The organism is Agrobacterium vaccinii (genome assembly GCF_021310995.1).
Taxonomy (GTDB): domain Bacteria; phylum Pseudomonadota; class Alphaproteobacteria; order Rhizobiales; family Rhizobiaceae; genus Agrobacterium; species Agrobacterium vaccinii.
The window spans coordinates 2,279,174-2,295,042 of record NZ_CP054150.1; the positions used below are offsets into that span (position 1 = coordinate 2,279,174).

12 protein-coding genes and 1 pseudogene are annotated in these 15,869 nt (G+C 58.3%); 11 read left to right on the forward strand and 2 right to left on the reverse strand.

From position 1 onward, the window contains the following. The first annotated feature begins 177 nt into the window (after positions 1-177). The 3 genes from HRR99_RS11285 (at position 178) to HRR99_RS11295 (ending at position 2,463) form a co-directional block, all read left to right on the forward strand. Positions 178-1,593 (forward strand): phosphomannomutase, encoded by a 1,416-nt coding sequence (locus tag HRR99_RS11285; protein ID WP_233121752.1) that lies wholly within the window; start codon positions 178-180, stop codon positions 1,591-1,593. Between the two features lie 103 nt (positions 1,594-1,696). Next, positions 1,697-2,098, forward strand: a complete 402-nt coding sequence (locus HRR99_RS11290) for a group II truncated hemoglobin (RefSeq protein ID WP_233121753.1) — start codon at positions 1,697-1,699, stop codon at positions 2,096-2,098. Next, positions 2,095-2,463, forward strand: coding sequence for a DUF423 domain-containing protein (locus tag HRR99_RS11295; RefSeq protein ID WP_233121754.1), 369 nt, complete (start codon positions 2,095-2,097; stop codon positions 2,461-2,463). Before HRR99_RS11290 ends, HRR99_RS11295 begins: the two co-directional genes overlap by 4 nt. A gap of 4 nt (positions 2,464-2,467) precedes the next feature. Here the strand turns inward: HRR99_RS11295 and HRR99_RS11300 are convergent. Further along, a pseudogene (locus tag HRR99_RS11300) lies at positions 2,468-2,776 on the reverse strand (DUF2325 domain-containing protein); the annotation flags it as partial. Between the two features lie 201 nt (positions 2,777-2,977). Next, on the reverse strand, positions 2,978-3,634 hold the full coding sequence (locus HRR99_RS11305) for a TetR family transcriptional regulator C-terminal domain-containing protein (RefSeq protein WP_233121755.1): 657 nt from the start codon (positions 3,632-3,634) through the stop codon (positions 2,978-2,980). Positions 3,635-3,895: 261 nt separating this feature from the next. Between HRR99_RS11305 and HRR99_RS11310 the strand changes: the two genes are divergently transcribed. From HRR99_RS11310 to HRR99_RS11345, 8 genes are all read left to right on the forward strand, one after another. After that, the gene (locus tag HRR99_RS11310; RefSeq protein WP_233121756.1) at positions 3,896-5,149 is read left to right on the forward strand and encodes a Zn-dependent hydrolase; all 1,254 of its coding nucleotides are present in this window, start codon (positions 3,896-3,898) and stop codon (positions 5,147-5,149) included. Continuing rightward, a complete protein-coding gene (hydA, locus tag HRR99_RS11315; protein WP_233121757.1) occupies positions 5,146-6,600 on the forward strand; it encodes a dihydropyrimidinase in 1,455 nt (484 codons plus the stop codon). The genes HRR99_RS11310 and hydA overlap by 4 nt, the downstream gene beginning before the upstream one ends. Before the next feature lie 598 nt (positions 6,601-7,198). Continuing rightward, positions 7,199-8,017, forward strand: coding sequence for an ABC transporter ATP-binding protein (locus HRR99_RS11320; protein WP_233121758.1), 819 nt, complete (start codon positions 7,199-7,201; stop codon positions 8,015-8,017). 213 nt (positions 8,018-8,230) lie between these two features. After that, the gene (locus HRR99_RS11325) at positions 8,231-9,106 is read left to right on the forward strand and encodes an ABC transporter permease (protein WP_233121759.1); all 876 of its coding nucleotides are present in this window, start codon (positions 8,231-8,233) and stop codon (positions 9,104-9,106) included. Beyond that, positions 9,103-9,975, forward strand: coding sequence for an ABC transporter permease (locus HRR99_RS11330; RefSeq protein WP_233121760.1), 873 nt, complete (start codon positions 9,103-9,105; stop codon positions 9,973-9,975). Before HRR99_RS11325 ends, HRR99_RS11330 begins: the two co-directional genes overlap by 4 nt. A 22-nt stretch (positions 9,976-9,997) precedes the next feature. After that, positions 9,998-10,990: an ABC transporter substrate-binding protein gene (locus HRR99_RS11335; protein WP_233121761.1), complete on the forward strand. Its 993-nt coding sequence runs from the start codon at positions 9,998-10,000 to the stop codon at positions 10,988-10,990. Between the two features lie 328 nt (positions 10,991-11,318). Next, positions 11,319-12,500, forward strand: coding sequence for an efflux RND transporter periplasmic adaptor subunit (locus HRR99_RS11340; protein WP_422387262.1), 1,182 nt, complete (start codon positions 11,319-11,321; stop codon positions 12,498-12,500). Between the two features lie 13 nt (positions 12,501-12,513). Continuing rightward, the gene (locus HRR99_RS11345) at positions 12,514-15,840 is read left to right on the forward strand and encodes an efflux RND transporter permease subunit (protein WP_233121762.1); all 3,327 of its coding nucleotides are present in this window, start codon (positions 12,514-12,516) and stop codon (positions 15,838-15,840) included. Positions 15,841-15,869 lie beyond the last annotated feature (29 nt).

Consider the following 15,869-nt stretch of genomic DNA (forward strand, 5'->3'; position numbering starts at 1 on the left):
CCTTTGTCCGATATAGTGCCAATGAGCCTCGGCTGTCAAAACTTGAGAGGTCATTGTAAACCCGCTACCAACCACTGGCTGATATCAAGCGGGATCAATGCCGCATTGTTTGCGTTATATTTCTGATCGGTTTGATCGATATATCTTTAAACGACCTGGAATAAGGAAGAAATTCTCATGAGCCTGAAGTTTGGAACGAGCGGTCTTCGCGGACTTTCGCAGGATTTGAAGGGCAAGGCATCCGCCATATATGCCACCGCCTTCGCACGACATCTTCTGGCTTCGGGACAGGCAAAAGCAGGCGATCCCATTTTGATCGGACAGGATTTCAGAGACTCAAGCCCGGACATTGCTGAGACCTGCATCGGTGCTCTGGCAGCAGCAGGCCTGAAACCCATCGATTGCGGGGCGCTGCCGACACCGGCTTTGGCGCTCTACAGCATGTCCCTCAAGGCTGCGGCGCTGATGATCACCGGATCGCACATCCCCGCAGATCGAAACGGCATCAAATTCTATCGCCCGGATGGCGAGATCGACAAACAGGACGAAACCGCGATTGCCGATCTTGCCAAGACGGTCGAGGCGGAAAATATCTCTGTAACCTCAGCGAGCGCTGAAAACCGGGCGGAGAAGGCCAATGCTTTCTTTTTCGAACGCAACGCTTCTCTGTTGCCGGAGAAGTCCCTGTCAGGCCTCAAAATCGGCGTCTACCAGCACAGCACAGTTGCCCGCGACCTCTTCGTAGACGTCCTGAAGCACTACGGCGCAGATGTTCTCACACTCGGTCGTTCTGAGACATTCATTCCCGTAGATACGGAAGCTGTCGCTGCCGACACCCTTGAGAAGCTCAAGGCATGGTCTGCCGAACATAAGCTCGATGCGATAATCTCCGCCGATGGTGACGGCGACCGCCCATTGCTGGCGGATGAACACGGCGACCCCCTGCGTGGCGATCTGCTCGGCCTCATCACCGCAAACTTCTTGAAGGCGGATGTCGTGGTCACGCCCGTCACCTCGAATTCCGGCATCGAAGATAGCGGTGAGTTCGAGGTTCTGCGCACCAAGGTCGGCTCGCCCTTCGTGATCGCAGGCATGGAAGAAGCTCTGTCGAAAGGCAACAAGGGCGTGATCGGCTTCGAAGCCAATGGCGGCTTTCTGACGGCCTCGCCTTTCACGCTGAATGGCAAGACGGTCTCAGCTCTGCCGACCCGTGATTGCTTCCTGCCTTTGCTCGCGGCTTTGAAACTCGTCGCCGAACAGAAAAAGCCACTCTCGGAAATTGCTGCCGCTTACAAACTCCCGGTCGCCGCCGCCGACCGTTTGCAGGATTTCGCGCAGGAAAAGAGCGCAGCCCTGATGGAGCATTTGCGGTCCTCCCGCACGAACCTCGAAAGCTTTCTTGCGCCGGTGGGCGCGGTCAAAGAGACCAGCGATATCGATGGCCTGCGAGTCACACTCACAAACGGCGACACCATCCACTTCCGTCCCTCCGGCAATGCGCCGGAAATGCGGTGCTATGTGGAAGCCGCCAATGAAGACGATGCCGACGCCCTGCTGAACAAGGGGCTCGATCTTATCCGCAACTTCGGCTGAGAAAATTCCGAGGTGCGGCGAAGCGAATTGCCGCACCTGTCCTTTGCTGTTGCGCTTTTGGCCGTGAAGCGGCAAAACCGACGGGAAACGGAGACTGCACCCGGTGTCGGACGAAACCATCACGCTTTATGAAGCCATTGGCGGCGAGACCACCGTCCGCGCACTGACGAAGCGTTTCTACGCGTTGATGGATACGTTGCCCGAAGCCGCCCGCTGCCGCGCCATTCATCCACCAGAGCTTTCCGGCAGCGAGAACAAATTCACCGATTATCTGCTCGGCTATCTCGGTGGACCGCCGGTTTACGTCGAAAAATACGGCCATCCCATGCTGCGGCGACGGCATTTCGTGGCACCAATCGGCGCGGCGGAGCGAGACGAGTGGCTGCTGTGTTTCCGCCGCGCCATGGATGAGACGATCGAAAACCCGAAGCTTCGCGAGATCATCTGGGCACCGATAGAACGGCTCGCATTCCACATGCAAAATCAGGAAGAGACTGCATCATGAGTATGAGCTGGCTGCGCCCGACGAGCCTTTTCCTCTCCGGTCTTCTGGGTGCCAGCGGCGTGGCGCTGGCGGCGGCGGCAACGCACACCGGCGCAACGCAATTGCTGGGCAATGCGTCCACCATGTGCCTTGCCCATGCGCCCATTCTTCTCGGCCTCTATGTCGGCTGGGAGCGCATCAAAACCGCAGCACCGGCAGCCATTCTGCTCGGTCTTGGAACCGCGCTTTTCGCCGGAGATCTCGTCTCACGCCATTTTACTGGAAGCGGTGCCTTCCCGATGGCCGCGCCCATAGGTGGCCTTGGCATGATACTCGGCTGGGTTGCCGTGACGGTCGCCGCCTTTTTTAAGGCGGCAGGCCAGTAACATCTCAATTGGCGGCAGCGCGATCGTTCATCGTCTGAAGCGCCCGCTCCAGGCTGGATTTGCTGCCATTGCGCAGCGGAATGAATGTCTTGCCGAACTTCTTGCAGCCGGACTTTACCCGCAAACACGCATCATGGCTGATACAGTCGATAGGGCAGAACACGCAATCCACCGAGGGAAGCAGCGTATCGATGCGCGAAACGGCCTCGCGCAAACCGCCATCGTGATGGATGAGTTCGGCGTCGAAATTGCTGGCGATCTGGCGAAGATGCGCAACCTGACAATCACGGCCGCCCACGTAAAGAAAGCTTTTAGGCCCGGGAGGCGCTTGTTGGACGACGGATTGCGCTGCCTGCTGCGGTGCGTTGCCCCGCTTGCCGTTTCGCTCCGCCTTCTTCTTTTCCTTGCGCGCCATGCCTCACCTTATCGTTGAAAACCATTACCTGTGCGATCAGGTTGGCGCCACGATAATAAAGATGAGTTTTAGAGTAAAGTATAAACTTGATAATTCGCATCATGTTTTTTGAGTGGGTGTGGAAACGATCCCCAGCCCGCCCATGAAAAGCTGTTCCAGAAACCGCGCGGCATCCTCAAAACGCCCATCACCCGCATTTGCGCCCAGCACGGCCCGCACCTGCACATCGAAATCCGCATAGTGCTGAGTCGTTGCCCATATCGAGAAAATCAGGTGGTAGGGATCGCAGGCCGTCATGCGTCCGGCCTTGATCCACGCGCGAATGACGTCCGCCTTTTCATCTACCAGACGTTTCAGCGGTCCCTTCAACTCATCCTCGACATGGGGGGCGCCTTGCAAAACCTCATTGGCGAAAAGTCGGCTTTCACGCGGATAGTCCCGCGCCATCTCCAGCTTACGGCGCAGATAGGAGCGGATTTCCGAGTGCGGATCACCAGCAGCATCGAAGGCGCGCAGGGGATCGAGCCACGTGTCGAGCACACGCTCGATCAGCGCCCGGTGCATGGCCTCCTTGGTGCGGAAATAATACAGCACGTTCGGCTTCGACATGCCCGCGACCTCGGCAATCTGGTCGATCGTCGTGCCACGAAATCCGTTCACCGAGAAAACATCGAGCGCCGCTTCAAGAATGGTCTCTTCTTTTTCTTCCTGAATGCGTGTCCGTTTTTGCGTTTTTGCCGCTCTGGGTATGGGCATGAAAGGTCTCTGACTGTTTTGAATGCAATTGGTAGATCGATCTGGGCAAAAAATATTCTGATATATACGCGTGTCCGGAAAATACTGCTTTACACAGCATAATTCCCTCGGTTTCTTCTAGAGGTCAAAGCCTAAATTCACAATGTTTACCAGGCGGTCAAATAATCGACCGTCCGTTTTCTGCAAGCAATTCGCCGCCCGGCCTATCGATCGGCACGCCCCTTGCATGATGACTATCAAACAGGTGAGGAAAAGACTGGCATGCCGGAAACACCCGCAAAAAATCTGACCATCAACGGCAACCGCTTGTGGGACAGCCTGATGGACATGGCAAAGATCGGCCCCGGCATTGCTGGCGGCAACAACCGCCAAACACTGACCGACGAGGATGCGCAAGGCCGCGACCTTTTTAAAAAATGGTGTGAGGCCGCAGGCATGACCATCGGTGTCGATGCCATGGGCACCATGTTCGCCACGCGCCCCGGCACCGACGCAGATGCCCTGCCCGTCTATATCGGCAGCCATCTCGATACCCAGCCCACCGGCGGCAAGTTCGACGGCGTCTTGGGTGTGCTGGCCGGGCTCGAGGTCGTCAGAAGCCTCAACGATCTAGACATCCAGACCAAACACCCAATCGTTGTTACAAACTGGGCCAATGAAGAGGGCGCGCGCTTTGCCCCTGCCATGCTGGCATCCGGCGTGTTCGCAGGCATCCACGATCTCGACTACGCCTACAGCCGCACCGACACTAGCGGCAAGACCTATGGCGAAGAACTGAAACGGATCGGTTGGCTGGGCGATGAAGAGGTGGGTGCGCGCAAGATGCACGCCTATTTCGAATATCACATCGAACAGGGCCCAATCCTCGAGGCGCAAAACAAACAGATCGGCGTCGTCACCCACTGCCAGGGCCTCTGGTGGCTGGAGGTGACGTTGACCGGTAAGGAAGCTCACACCGGCTCGACGCCGATGGCCATGCGCGTCAATGCAGGCCTCGCCGCCGCCCGCATTCTGGAAAAAGTGCAAGAGGTTGCCATTGCGCACCAGCCGGGCGCGGTTGCCGGTGTCGGGCAGATGATCTTTACCCCCAACTCACGCAACGTCCTTCCAGGCAAGGTGGTCTTCACCATCGACCTGCGCACGCCCTCGCAGGAAAAGCTGGACGCCATGCGTGCCATCTTCGAACGAGAGGTGCCACTCATCGCTGAACAACTCGGCGTCGGCTGCACCATCGAAGCCATCGGCCATTTCGACCCCGTCACCTTCGACCCCACACTCGTCGGGCGCGTGCGCGATGCGGCAGAAAAGCTTGGCTACACCCACATGGACATCATCTCCGGCGCCGGTCACGATGCCTGCTGGGCAGCACAGGTCGCTCCCTCCACCATGATTTTCTGCCCCTGCGTGGACGGCCTTTCCCACAACGAAGCCGAAGACATTTCCCCCGAATGGGCCGCCGCTGGCTGCAACGTCATGCTGCACGCCGTGCTGGAAACTGCGGAGATCGTGGAATGACCACCATCATCAAGAACGGCACCATCGTCACCGCCGACCTTACCTATAAGGCCGATATCAAAATCGATGGCGGGGCGATCATCGAGATCGGCCAGAACCTGTCCGGCGGCACCGTCCTGGACGCCACGGGTTGCTACGTCATGCCCGGCGGGATCGATCCGCATGTGCATCTGGAAATGCCCTTCATGGGCACCTATTCGGCGGATGATTTTGAGAGTGGTACCCGCGCGGCGTTGAGCGGCGGCACGACGATGGTGGTGGATTTCTGTCTGCCGGAACCCGGCCAGTCGCTTCTGGATGCACTCAACCGCTGGGACAACAAGGCAACCCGTGCCACTTGCGATTATTCTTTCCACATGGCCGTGACATGGTGGGGCGAGCAGGTCTTCGATGACATGAAGACCATTGTTCAGGACAAGGGTATCAACAGCTTCAAACACTTCATGGCCTATAAGGGCGCGCTGATGGTGAATGACGACGAGATGTTCGCCTCCTTCTCCCGCTGCGCCGAACTCGGCGCACTTCCCATGGTGCATGCGGAAAACGGGGATATCGTCGCGCAGATGCAGGCGAAACTGCTAGCGGAGAGTAATAACGGTCCGGAAGCGCATGCCTATTCCCGCCCCGCCTCCGTCGAGGGCGAAGCCACCAACCGCGCCATCATCATCGCCGATATGGCAGGCGCACCGCTCTATGTCGTCCACACCTCCTGCGAACAGGCGCATGAGGCCATTCGCCGGGCGCGGCAGAACGGCATGCGGGTCTATGGCGAACCGCTGATCCAGCATCTGATCCTCGATGAGCGCGAATATGCCAACCCCGATTGGGACCACGCCGCCCGCCGCGTCATGTCGCCGCCGTTCAGAAACAAACAGCATCAGGACAGCCTCTGGGCAGGACTTGGCGCAGGCTCGCTGCAATGCGTCGCGACCGACCATTGCGCGTTTACCACTGAGCAGAAACGCAATGGCGTCGGTGACTTCACCAAGATACCCAACGGCACTGGCGGGCTCGAAGACCGGATGCCACTACTGTGGACCCATGGCGTGACGACGGGCCGCCTGACGATGAACGAATTCGTCGCCGTAACCTCCACCAATATTGCCAAAATCCTCAATCTCTACCCGAAAAAGGGCGCGATCCTCGTTGGCAGCGATGCAGATATCGTCGTCTGGAACCCGACGCTGGAAAAGACCATCACTGCCAAAAACCAGCAATCCGCCATCGATTACAACGTCTTCGAAGGCCAGACGGTGCAGGGCCTGCCGCGCTTCACGCTCTCTCGCGGTGTCGTGGCAATCGAAGAAGGCACGGTAAAAACCCGCGAAGGCCACGGCCAATTCGTGGCCCGCGAGCCCTACCCTGCCGTGAGCAAAGCACTGTCTACCTGGAAAGAACTCGTCGCACCCCGCAAGGTGGAACGATCGGGCATTCCGGCGAGTGGGGTGTGATGATGACCGAAGTCCGAAATTAAGAATTGTTTCTTCAAAAGAGGCTGCAAACCAACCAGCGAAGAATATCTACAACGGAAGACATGCGTGATTTTTGAAGCGAGGAAGGCACCTCAACGTGACTAAGCAAATACTGAATGCCATCGGCCAGTTCGTTGCAACATATTTGGTTGCGATAACGGTGGGTACTCTGGCGGTCTTGCTTGTCATGCAAATTTACGTCGTCACGGATGATCCCAAACTAGCTGATTTTAACCCACTGATTCTGTTAGGGAGGTTCGCCTTGCTTTTGCTCTTCGGTTTACCCTCCACGCTTATTCCAGCGGTGGTACTTCACGTTTCTTCTAGGTTTATCCGGACGACAGTCACGAATTATCTCGCCCTCGGCTTCCTAATGGCGGTTATGACGACATATGTTCTTTACCAACTCTTACCAGACCCAGGTGAAAGTTTCAGATCCTCGTCAGAAAACATATGGCTGTACATTAGGCGTTTCTTTTTACTCCTTCCAGGAGGCCTAGCTGGAGCAATGATATTCTACAGGCAAGCCCAGAAAAGCCGGGCTACAGATAAGCCTTTGCGATAACGACAGGAAACAATGATTTTGAAAGCCGCAGAAATTGAGAAAATAGATAGCCGTTTCGTCGTTGTGTCGGCACGCAATCTCGGCCTGACCTTTGAAACCGGGGACGGTCCGGTGCATGCGCTTTCCACCGTCGATCTGGAGGTGAAGAAGGGCGAGTTCGTCTCCTTCATCGGGCCTTCCGGCTGCGGCAAAACGACGTTTCTGCGCGTCATCGCCGATCTGGAAAAGCACACATCAGGCGACATCACCGTCAATGGCACGACGCCAGAAAACGCGCGCAAGGACCGGTCCTACGGTTACGTGTTTCAGGCCGCAGCCCTCTACCCGTGGCGCACGATCGAGAAGAACATCGCACTTCCGCTGGAAATCATGGGCTACACCAAGGCGGAGCAGCAGGCGCGCATCGAACGCACGCTCGATCTGGTCAACCTCAGCGGCTTTGCCAAAAAATTCCCCTGGCAACTGTCCGGCGGCATGCAGCAGCGCGCCTCCATCGCCCGCGCACTCGCCTTCGATGCAAACCTTCTGCTGATGGACGAGCCCTTCGGCGCGCTGGACGAAATCGTCCGCGATCACCTCAACGAGCAGCTTCTGAAACTGTGGAGCACTACGGGCAAAACCATCTGCTTCGTCACGCATTCCATTCCCGAAGCCGTCTATCTCTCGACCAAGATCGTCGTCATGTCCCCCCGCCCCGGTCGGGTGACTGACATCATCGAGTCAACTTTGCCCAACGAACGGCCGTTGGAGATACGCGAGACGCCGGAGTTTCTGGAAATTGCACATCGGGTGCGCGAGGGGTTGAAGGCCGGGCATAGTTATGAGGGGTGAGCCGTTGTCCGTTTTACCTGGGGCTACCCCCCTCTGCCCTGCCGGGCATCTCCCCCTCAAGGTGGGAGATTGGCTGGGCGCACCGATGTCGCTTCAGGCTCAACGACAGAGTTTGCCGAGAACTCTCCACGAATCGATCTCCCCCCTTGAGGGGGAGATGCCCGGCAGGGCAGAGGGGGGTAGCCACAGGCATAAGGTAAGAGGAGGCCACCCATGACCACCCTCCGGCACCGCATCCTCCCCGTCCTCACCATCCTCCTCGCGATCCTCGTCATCTGGCACATTGCCGTCGTCTATCTAAACCTGCCCTTCGCGCGCGATCAGGCTGCCAGAGCAGGCCAGCAGCCGAGCTTTACCGAACTCCTTCCGCAGACTTTCGCTCAGGAACGCCCGGTTCTGCCCGCCCCGCACCAGATCATCGCGGAGTTGTGGGATACGACCGTCAACAAGGCCATCACCTCCAAACGCAGCCTCGTCTACCATGCGGGCATCACGCTTTCGGCGACGCTGCTGGGTTTTGCGATCGGCACGGCGCTCGGCATTTTGCTGGCGGTGGCCATCGTCCATAATCGCGCCATGGATCGCTCCGTCATGCCGTGGATCATTGCCAGCCAGACGATCCCCATCATTGCGGTGGCACCGATGATTATCGTCGTGCTGAATTCTATGGGTATTTCCGGCCTGCTGCCGAAGGCGCTGATTTCGACCTATCTCAGTTTCTTTCCCATCGTGGTCGGCATGGTGAAGGGGCTTCGCAGCCCTGAGAGCATTCAGCTGGATTTGATGCACACCTATAACGCCGCACCATCGCAAATCTTCTGGAAGCTGCGCTGGCCGTCTGCCCTGCCCTATCTCTTCACCTCGCTGAAAATCGCAATCGCCATCTCGGTGGTCGGAGCCATCGTCGGTGAGTTGCCGACCGGTGCGGTCGCGGGCCTTGGCGCAAGACTGCTGTCTGGCTCCTATTACGGCCAGACGGTACAAATCTGGGCAGCGCTGTTCATGGCTGCCGCGGTTGCGGCCATTTTGGTGTCAATCGTCGGCATCGCTCACACAGCAGTCTTGAAGAGAATGGGAGAGCGGCCATGAGCAATCCCGGCTGGGTCATCGGCGCAGTCCTGTTCTGGCTTGCCGTCTGGGCGTTGAACGAATGGCTGGTGCGCCAGCATTTCCAAGCACCCAGCGCAAAACGCGCCAGCAGCATCGCCATCCCGCTCATCTTCGGGGCGGCGATCATCGTGCTTTGGGAAGGCATGGTGCGTGGCTTTGCCATTCCGTCAATTCTTTTGCCAGCCCCAAGTGCCATCTTCCTGCGCCTCATCAACTCCGTCCCTATTCTCTGGGCGGATTTCCGACAGACGTTTCTGAAGGCCGTGCTGACGGGATATATACTTGGCTGTGGTCTGGGCTTTGCTATCGCCATCATCATCGACCGCTCGCCCTTCCTGCAACGCGGGCTCCTGCCCATCGGCAATTTCGTCTCGGCACTACCGGTGGTCGGTATCGCGCCCATCATGGTCATGTGGTTTGGCTTCGACTGGCAGTCGAAGGTTGCCGTCGTTGTCATCATGACGTTCTTCCCGATGCTGGTGAACACGGTGCAGGGGCTGTCCGCCTCCAGCCACATGGAGCGTGACCTGATGCACACCTATGCCGCCAGTTGGTGGCAGACGCTGGTCAAGCTGCGCCTGCCCGCCGCATGGCCGTTCATCTTCAACGCCTTGAAGATCAATTCCACGCTGGCGCTGATCGGTGCCATCGTGGCGGAGTTCTTCGGCACGCCCATCGTGGGCATGGGGTTTCGCATCTCCGCCGAAATGGGCCGGAGCAATGTGGATATGGTCTGGGCCGAGATTGCCGTGGCGGCCATCGCAGGCTCTGGCTTTTACGGTTTGGTGGCGCTGGCAGAGCGCGCCGTCACCTTCTGGCATCCGTCCGTCCGCAGTGGACGCACGTAAACAACGAAAAAAGGGAACAGCGATGAAAAACAGACTTGCATCCATGCTTCTGGCCGGAGCAACGCTGATGACGGCGTTTAGCGCACAGGCCGCCGAAAAGGTGACGCTCCAGCTGAAATGGGTCACGCAGGCCCAGTTCGCCGGTTATTACGTGGCCAAGGACAAGGGCTTTTACGAAGCCGAAGGTCTCGATGTCGAGATCAAGCCGGGCGGCCCGGATATTGCCCCTGCGCAGGTTCTGGCAGGTGGCGGTGCAGATGTCGTCGTGGATTGGCTGCCCTCCGCGCTTGCCACCCGCGAAAAAGGCGTTCCGCTCGTCAACATCGCCCAACCCTTCAAAAAATCCGGCATGATGCTGACCTGCCTGAAGGAAAGCGGCATAACCAAGCCGGCGGATTTTAAGGGCAAGACGCTCGGCGTCTGGTTCTTCGGCAACGAGTATCCATTCCTGTCATGGATGGCGCATCTGAAAATCCCGACCACCGGCGGAGCCGATGGCGTAACCGTGCTGAAACAGGGCTTCAACGTCGATCCGCTGTTGCAAAAGCAAGCCGCCTGCATTTCCACCATGACCTACAACGAATATTTGCAGGTGCTGGAAGCGGGCGTCAAGGCCAACGACCTTGTCACCTTCAAATACGAGGATGAAGGCGTCGCGACGCTGGAAGACGGTCTTTACGTTCTTGAAGACAAGCTGAAGGACGCCAAGTTCAAGGAGAACATGGTGAAATTTGTGCGCGCTTCCATGAAGGGCTGGAAGTGGGCGGAAGAGAACCCCAATGATGCCGCCGATATCGTGCTCGAAAACGATGCCTCCGGCGCGCAGACGGAAGCACACCAGAAGGGTATGATGACCGAAGTCGCCAAGCTGACGGCGGGCTCCACAGGCGCGCTCGACAAGGCCGACTATGACCGCACCGTCAAAACGCTTCTGGGTGGCGGTTCCGATCCCGTCATCACCAAGGAGCCAACAGGCGCTTTCACCACCGAAATCACGGACGCCGCTTTGAAGTAGAATAACAAGCGGAAGGCGCGCAGTTATGTGCGCCTTCCGCCCGCCAACATCATCGATATCTGAATAATGCGATATTCAAAAATGTATATGCGCTGTATCGGTTAGACGGATTGAATTAGCCTTCGCGACGAATTACATTCTGCCTCGACAGACCTAGGTTTTTACCTTGCGATAAACATGGCCAGTGAGACGGCGTGTTTTGTGGAGGACGCAGAGATCTGCGAGGTAAGGGACGTCTCGTCACCCCTATTTTGCATTCATCGTCGCATGACTTTCAGGGCACGGATGTGCGGTGGACGTGCGATCCGACATTTGAACGGACAGGCACATGCAGCGTAATACAATCGCCCCCCGGCTCGCGGTCATCATGGTTTCGGCTCTGGTTTTGCCCGGTATCGCTGGTGCGCAGACCGCAGCAGACCGGAAAAACCTGCCCTCCATCGTCGTCAGCAAGGCCGCCACCCGCGATCTGGTGGATCGCGTCATTGCCACGGGCACGATTAGACCGGTGGACGAAATCTACGTTCAGCCGCTGGTCGACGGCCTGTCGGTGGACAAATTGAATGTCGATATCGGCGACAGGGTGGAGGCCGGTGCCGTGCTGGCGGAACTTTCGAAAGACAGCCTGCTGCTGCAAAAAAGCCAGCTTCAGGCCAACAGGGCCAAGGCCGAAGCCGGTGTTGCGCAGAACAAGGCGCAGGTCATCGAGGCGCAGGCCAATTACGATGACGCCGTGCGCCAGCGTGATCGGGCAGACCGTCTCGGAAAATCCGGTTCCGGCTCTGTATCCCAAGTCGAACAGACCGCCGCCGCCGCCGATGTGGCCAATGCCCGCCTTCAGGCCTCCAGACAGGCCGTGACCGTGGGTGAAGCGGATATCAAAGTCGTGGATGCTCAGATCGAGGATATCGATCTCAAACTGGCGCGCACCAGCGTCAAGACACCGGTTGCAGGCGTCGTTTCCGCCAAGAATGCACGCGTCGGCGCCATTGCCAGCGGCTCGGGCAATCCGCTGTTCACCGTCATCAAGGACAACGCGATCGAACTCGTCGCCGATCTCTCGGAAACCGATATCCAGCAGGTCAAGATCGGCCAAAGGGCCATCATCACCGTGGCCGGTGGCCGTAACAGGATCGAAGGCAAGGTGCGGATCGTCTCGCCCACGGTGGATGCCACCACCCGCCTCGGCACGGTCCACATCGTGCTGCCGACGGATAGCCCGGCCCGCGCCGGCATGTATGGCAGCGCAGAGGTGGTCATCGCCTCCGCCAACGCACTGGCCCTGCCCCTGTCCGCCGTCACCTCGGGCCGTGATGGTTCGACCACACGGCGCGTGGAAGATGGTGTCGTCAAACAGGTGCCTGTCGAAATCGGTATTCAGGATGGTGGTTTCGTGGAAATCAGAAGTGGAATTTCCGTCGGTGATGTGGTGGTCGAGAAAGCAGGCGCCTTCGTGCGCGATGGTGATAAGATCAACCCGGTCCCGGCTGACGCCGCAGCCTCGAACTGACTGAGGGAACACCATGAACTTTTCCGCATGGTCCATCCGCAACCCGATTGCGCCGCTGCTCTGCTTTGCCCTGCTGCTGTTTTTGGGCGTCAAAGCCTTTTACGATCTGCCGATCACGCGCTTTCCCAACATCGACGTGCCGGTGGTGGCGATTACCGTGACCCAAAGCGGTGCTTCGCCCTCAGAGCTTGAGGCGCAGGTCACCAAGGAAGTCGAAGACGCGGTCGCCTCCATCAGCGGTATCGATGAGATACAGTCCACCGTCACCGACGGCCAGTCCCTGACAACAGTTCTGTTCCGCATCGAAAAGCCCACGGAAGAAGCCGTTCAGGACACCAAGGACGCCATCGATAAAATCCGTAGCGAATTGCCTGCGGATATCGAGGAGCCCGTCGTCAGCAAGATCGATGTCGAGGGACAGGCGATACAGACCTTTGCGGTCTCCTCCCCCAACATGACGCTGGAAGAACTTTCCTGGTTCGTGGATGACACGATCAAGCGTGCACTTCAGGGCCAGTCGGGCATCGGCAAGATCGACCGTTACGGCGGTGCGGACCGCGAAGTGCGCGTGTCGCTCAACCCGGCCAAGCTCGACGCCTACGGTATCACCGCGTCGGATGTGAACACCCAACTGCGTGGCACCAACATCGACCTCGGCTCCGGTCGCGGACAGGTGGCAGGCAACGAACAGACCATCCGCACCTTGGGCGATACCCGTGATGTGGCCCAGCTTTCCAACACCACCATTTCGCTGTCCAACGGTCGCTTCGTCAAATTGTCGGAACTCGGAACGGTCACCGACACCTATGAAGAGCCGAAATCCTTCTCGCGTTTCAACGGCAATCCTGGCGTGACCTTTGCGGTCTTCCGCTCCAAGGGTGCCAGCGAAGTCTCGGTTGCGGAAACAGTCGCACAAAATCTGGACAAGGTGCGCGCAGACCACCCCAATGTCTCCATCGAAATGGTCGATGACGCCGTCTACTTCACATACGGAAACTATGAGGCTGCGCTTCATACGCTGGTAGAAGGCTCCATTCTCGCCGTCATAGTGGTCCTGCTGTTCCTGCGGAACTGGCGTGCGACCCTGATTGCTGCCGTCGCCCTGCCCTTGTCGGCCATCCCCACCTTCTGGGTCATGGATGTGCTGGGCTTCTCACTCAACCTCGTCAGTTTCCTCGCGCTGACGTTGGCAACGGGTATTCTGGTGGATGATGCTATCGTGGAGGTGGAGAATATCTCCCGCCACATAAAGATGGGCAAATCGCCCTACCGCGCCTCGCTGGAAGCTGCCGATGAAATCGGCCTTGCGGTGATCGCCACCAGCTTCACCATCATTGCCGTCTTCGTGCCCGTGTCCTTCATGCCGGGCATTCCCGGCCAATACTTCATCCAGTTCGGTCTGACCGTCGCCTTCTCTGTGTTCTTCTCGCTCATGGTCGCGCGCCTCATCACCCCGTTGATGGCCGCCTATTTCATGCGCGCGGATGATGCGGTGGATGACCATCACGACAATGACGGCTGGTTGATGAAGGCCTATACGCGCATGGTGACTGCGACGACCAGAAAATGGTGGGCGCGGTACCTGACGTTGCTGGGTGCCATCGGCTTCCTGATCGGCTCCGTCGTCCTGCTGGCTGGCGTTCCCGGCAGCTTCCTGCCGCCGGACGATGCGTCTCGCGTCGTACTCTCCATCGAGCTTCCACCCAATGCGACGCTTGAAGAAACCGACGCCACGACGTCGAAAATCTATCAAGCAGTAAAAGATATCAACGGCGTCGAAAGCGTCTTCATTCTGGGCGGCGCATCGCCGAAGGGCGATCTGGAACTGCGCCGAGCGACGGTACGCGTCATTCTCCAGCACATCGACCACTCGCTGCTGAAAACGCTTGTGAATGACGGTCTCGGCTCCATTCCGTTGATCGGCCCTCACCTGCCGAAGGTGGAAGACACCGGCAGAACCCGCCCGCAATGGGATGTGGAGCGGGATATTTTCGCCAGCGTCAACACCATCCCCGACGTTCGCATCATCAAGCTCAACGACCGTGCGGAACGCGAACTGAGCTTCAACTTCCTGTCTTCGAACGAAGAAGATTTGCAAAATGCCGTCGGCATTCTGGAATCGCTTCTTCGTGCCTCGCCGATCCTCGTCAACGTGTCGTCTGAAGGCGCTTTACCGCGGCCCGAGCTGCAAATTCGCCCGCGTAAGGATGAGATCGCTCGTCTCGGCATCACCCCGCAGCAGATTTCGCAGACCGTGCGTGTCGCCACCATCGGTGATATCGACGCGCAACTGACGAAGATTTCGTTGGATGACCGGCAAATCCCCATCCGTGTGCAGGCATCGCTGGATGTCCGTCGCGATCTGGCCGCCATCCGTGCCTTGAAAATCAAGACGGCGACGGGTGCGACCGTTCCGCTCTACAGCGTTGCCGATATCGACTACTCCGAAGGCCCAAGCTCCATCAAGCGCAATGACCGCAACCGGGTCGTTTCCATCGGCTCGGACGTGCCTTTCGGTACCGCGCTCGATACGTCGTCCGCCGAATTCAAACGCATCGTGGCAGAGGCCAAGCTGCCAGCATCCGTGCGCTTGGCGGAAAGCGGTGACGCCAAGGTGCAGGGCGAAATGCAGCGCGGCTTTACCAACGCCATGCTTCTCGGTCTGTTGCTGGTGCTGGTCGTGCTTATCCTGCTATTCAAGGATGTTATTCAGCCCTTCACCATTCTGTTCTCGCTACCGCTTGCCATTGGCGGCGTGGCGGTGGCGCTTATCATCACCAACAACGCACTCTCCATGCCCGTCCTCATCGGCATTCTCATGTTGATGGGCATCGTGACGAAGAATGCCATTCTGTTGGTGGATTTTGCCATCGAAATGCGCCGACACGGGCTGGAACGGGTTCATGCCATGGTGGAAGCTGGCCGCAAACGCGCCCGCCCGATCATCATGACTTCGATTGCCATGTCCGCGGGGATGTTGCCGTCAGCGTTGGGTGTCGGTGAAGGTGGCTCGTTCCGCGCACCGATGGCCATCGCCGTCATCGGCGGCATCATCGTCTCGACCGTCCTCTCTCTGATCGTCGTGCCCGCCTTCTTCCTTATCATGGATGACCTGTCACGGCTGCTCGCCCACCTCTTCGGCCGCTTCATCGGCAAAAAGGAAGAGGAGCATCCGGTTCTCTCGAATGAGGAACTGTCGGAAGTGGCACGCACCAACCAGGACGCGCTTTCAGGCCTTGAGGAGCGCTTGGCCAACATCGAGCAGAAAAACGGCCCCGCTTCCAAAACGGCGGGGAATGCCAACAATGTGCTGCGCCTGCCGCCACTCGCCGCCGAGTAAGCTAAGGACTCGAATATTTGGAAAACGCC

What these genes read in the sequence shown, in the direction of transcription:
- HRR99_RS11285 (WP_233121752.1), top strand. Translation starts at nt 178, where the DNA reads ATGAGCCTGAAGTTTGGAACGAGCGGTCTTCGCGGACTTTCGCAGGAT.
- HRR99_RS11295 (WP_233121754.1), top strand. Translation starts at nt 2,095, where the DNA reads ATGAGTATGAGCTGGCTGCGCCCGACGAGCCTTTTCCTCTCCGGTCTT.
- HRR99_RS11305 (WP_233121755.1), bottom strand. Translation starts at nt 3,634, where the DNA reads ATGCCCATACCCAGAGCGGCAAAAACGCAAAAACGGACACGCATTCAG.
- HRR99_RS11310 (WP_233121756.1), top strand. Translation starts at nt 3,896, where the DNA reads ATGCCGGAAACACCCGCAAAAAATCTGACCATCAACGGCAACCGCTTG.
- hydA (WP_233121757.1), top strand. Translation starts at nt 5,146, where the DNA reads ATGACCACCATCATCAAGAACGGCACCATCGTCACCGCCGACCTTACC.
- HRR99_RS11320 (WP_233121758.1), top strand. Translation starts at nt 7,199, where the DNA reads ATGATTTTGAAAGCCGCAGAAATTGAGAAAATAGATAGCCGTTTCGTC.
- HRR99_RS11325 (WP_233121759.1), top strand. Translation starts at nt 8,231, where the DNA reads ATGACCACCCTCCGGCACCGCATCCTCCCCGTCCTCACCATCCTCCTC.
- HRR99_RS11330 (WP_233121760.1), top strand. Translation starts at nt 9,103, where the DNA reads ATGAGCAATCCCGGCTGGGTCATCGGCGCAGTCCTGTTCTGGCTTGCC.
- HRR99_RS11335 (WP_233121761.1), top strand. Translation starts at nt 9,998, where the DNA reads ATGAAAAACAGACTTGCATCCATGCTTCTGGCCGGAGCAACGCTGATG.
- HRR99_RS11340 (WP_422387262.1), top strand. Translation starts at nt 11,319, where the DNA reads ATGCAGCGTAATACAATCGCCCCCCGGCTCGCGGTCATCATGGTTTCG.
- HRR99_RS11345 (WP_233121762.1), top strand. Translation starts at nt 12,514, where the DNA reads ATGAACTTTTCCGCATGGTCCATCCGCAACCCGATTGCGCCGCTGCTC.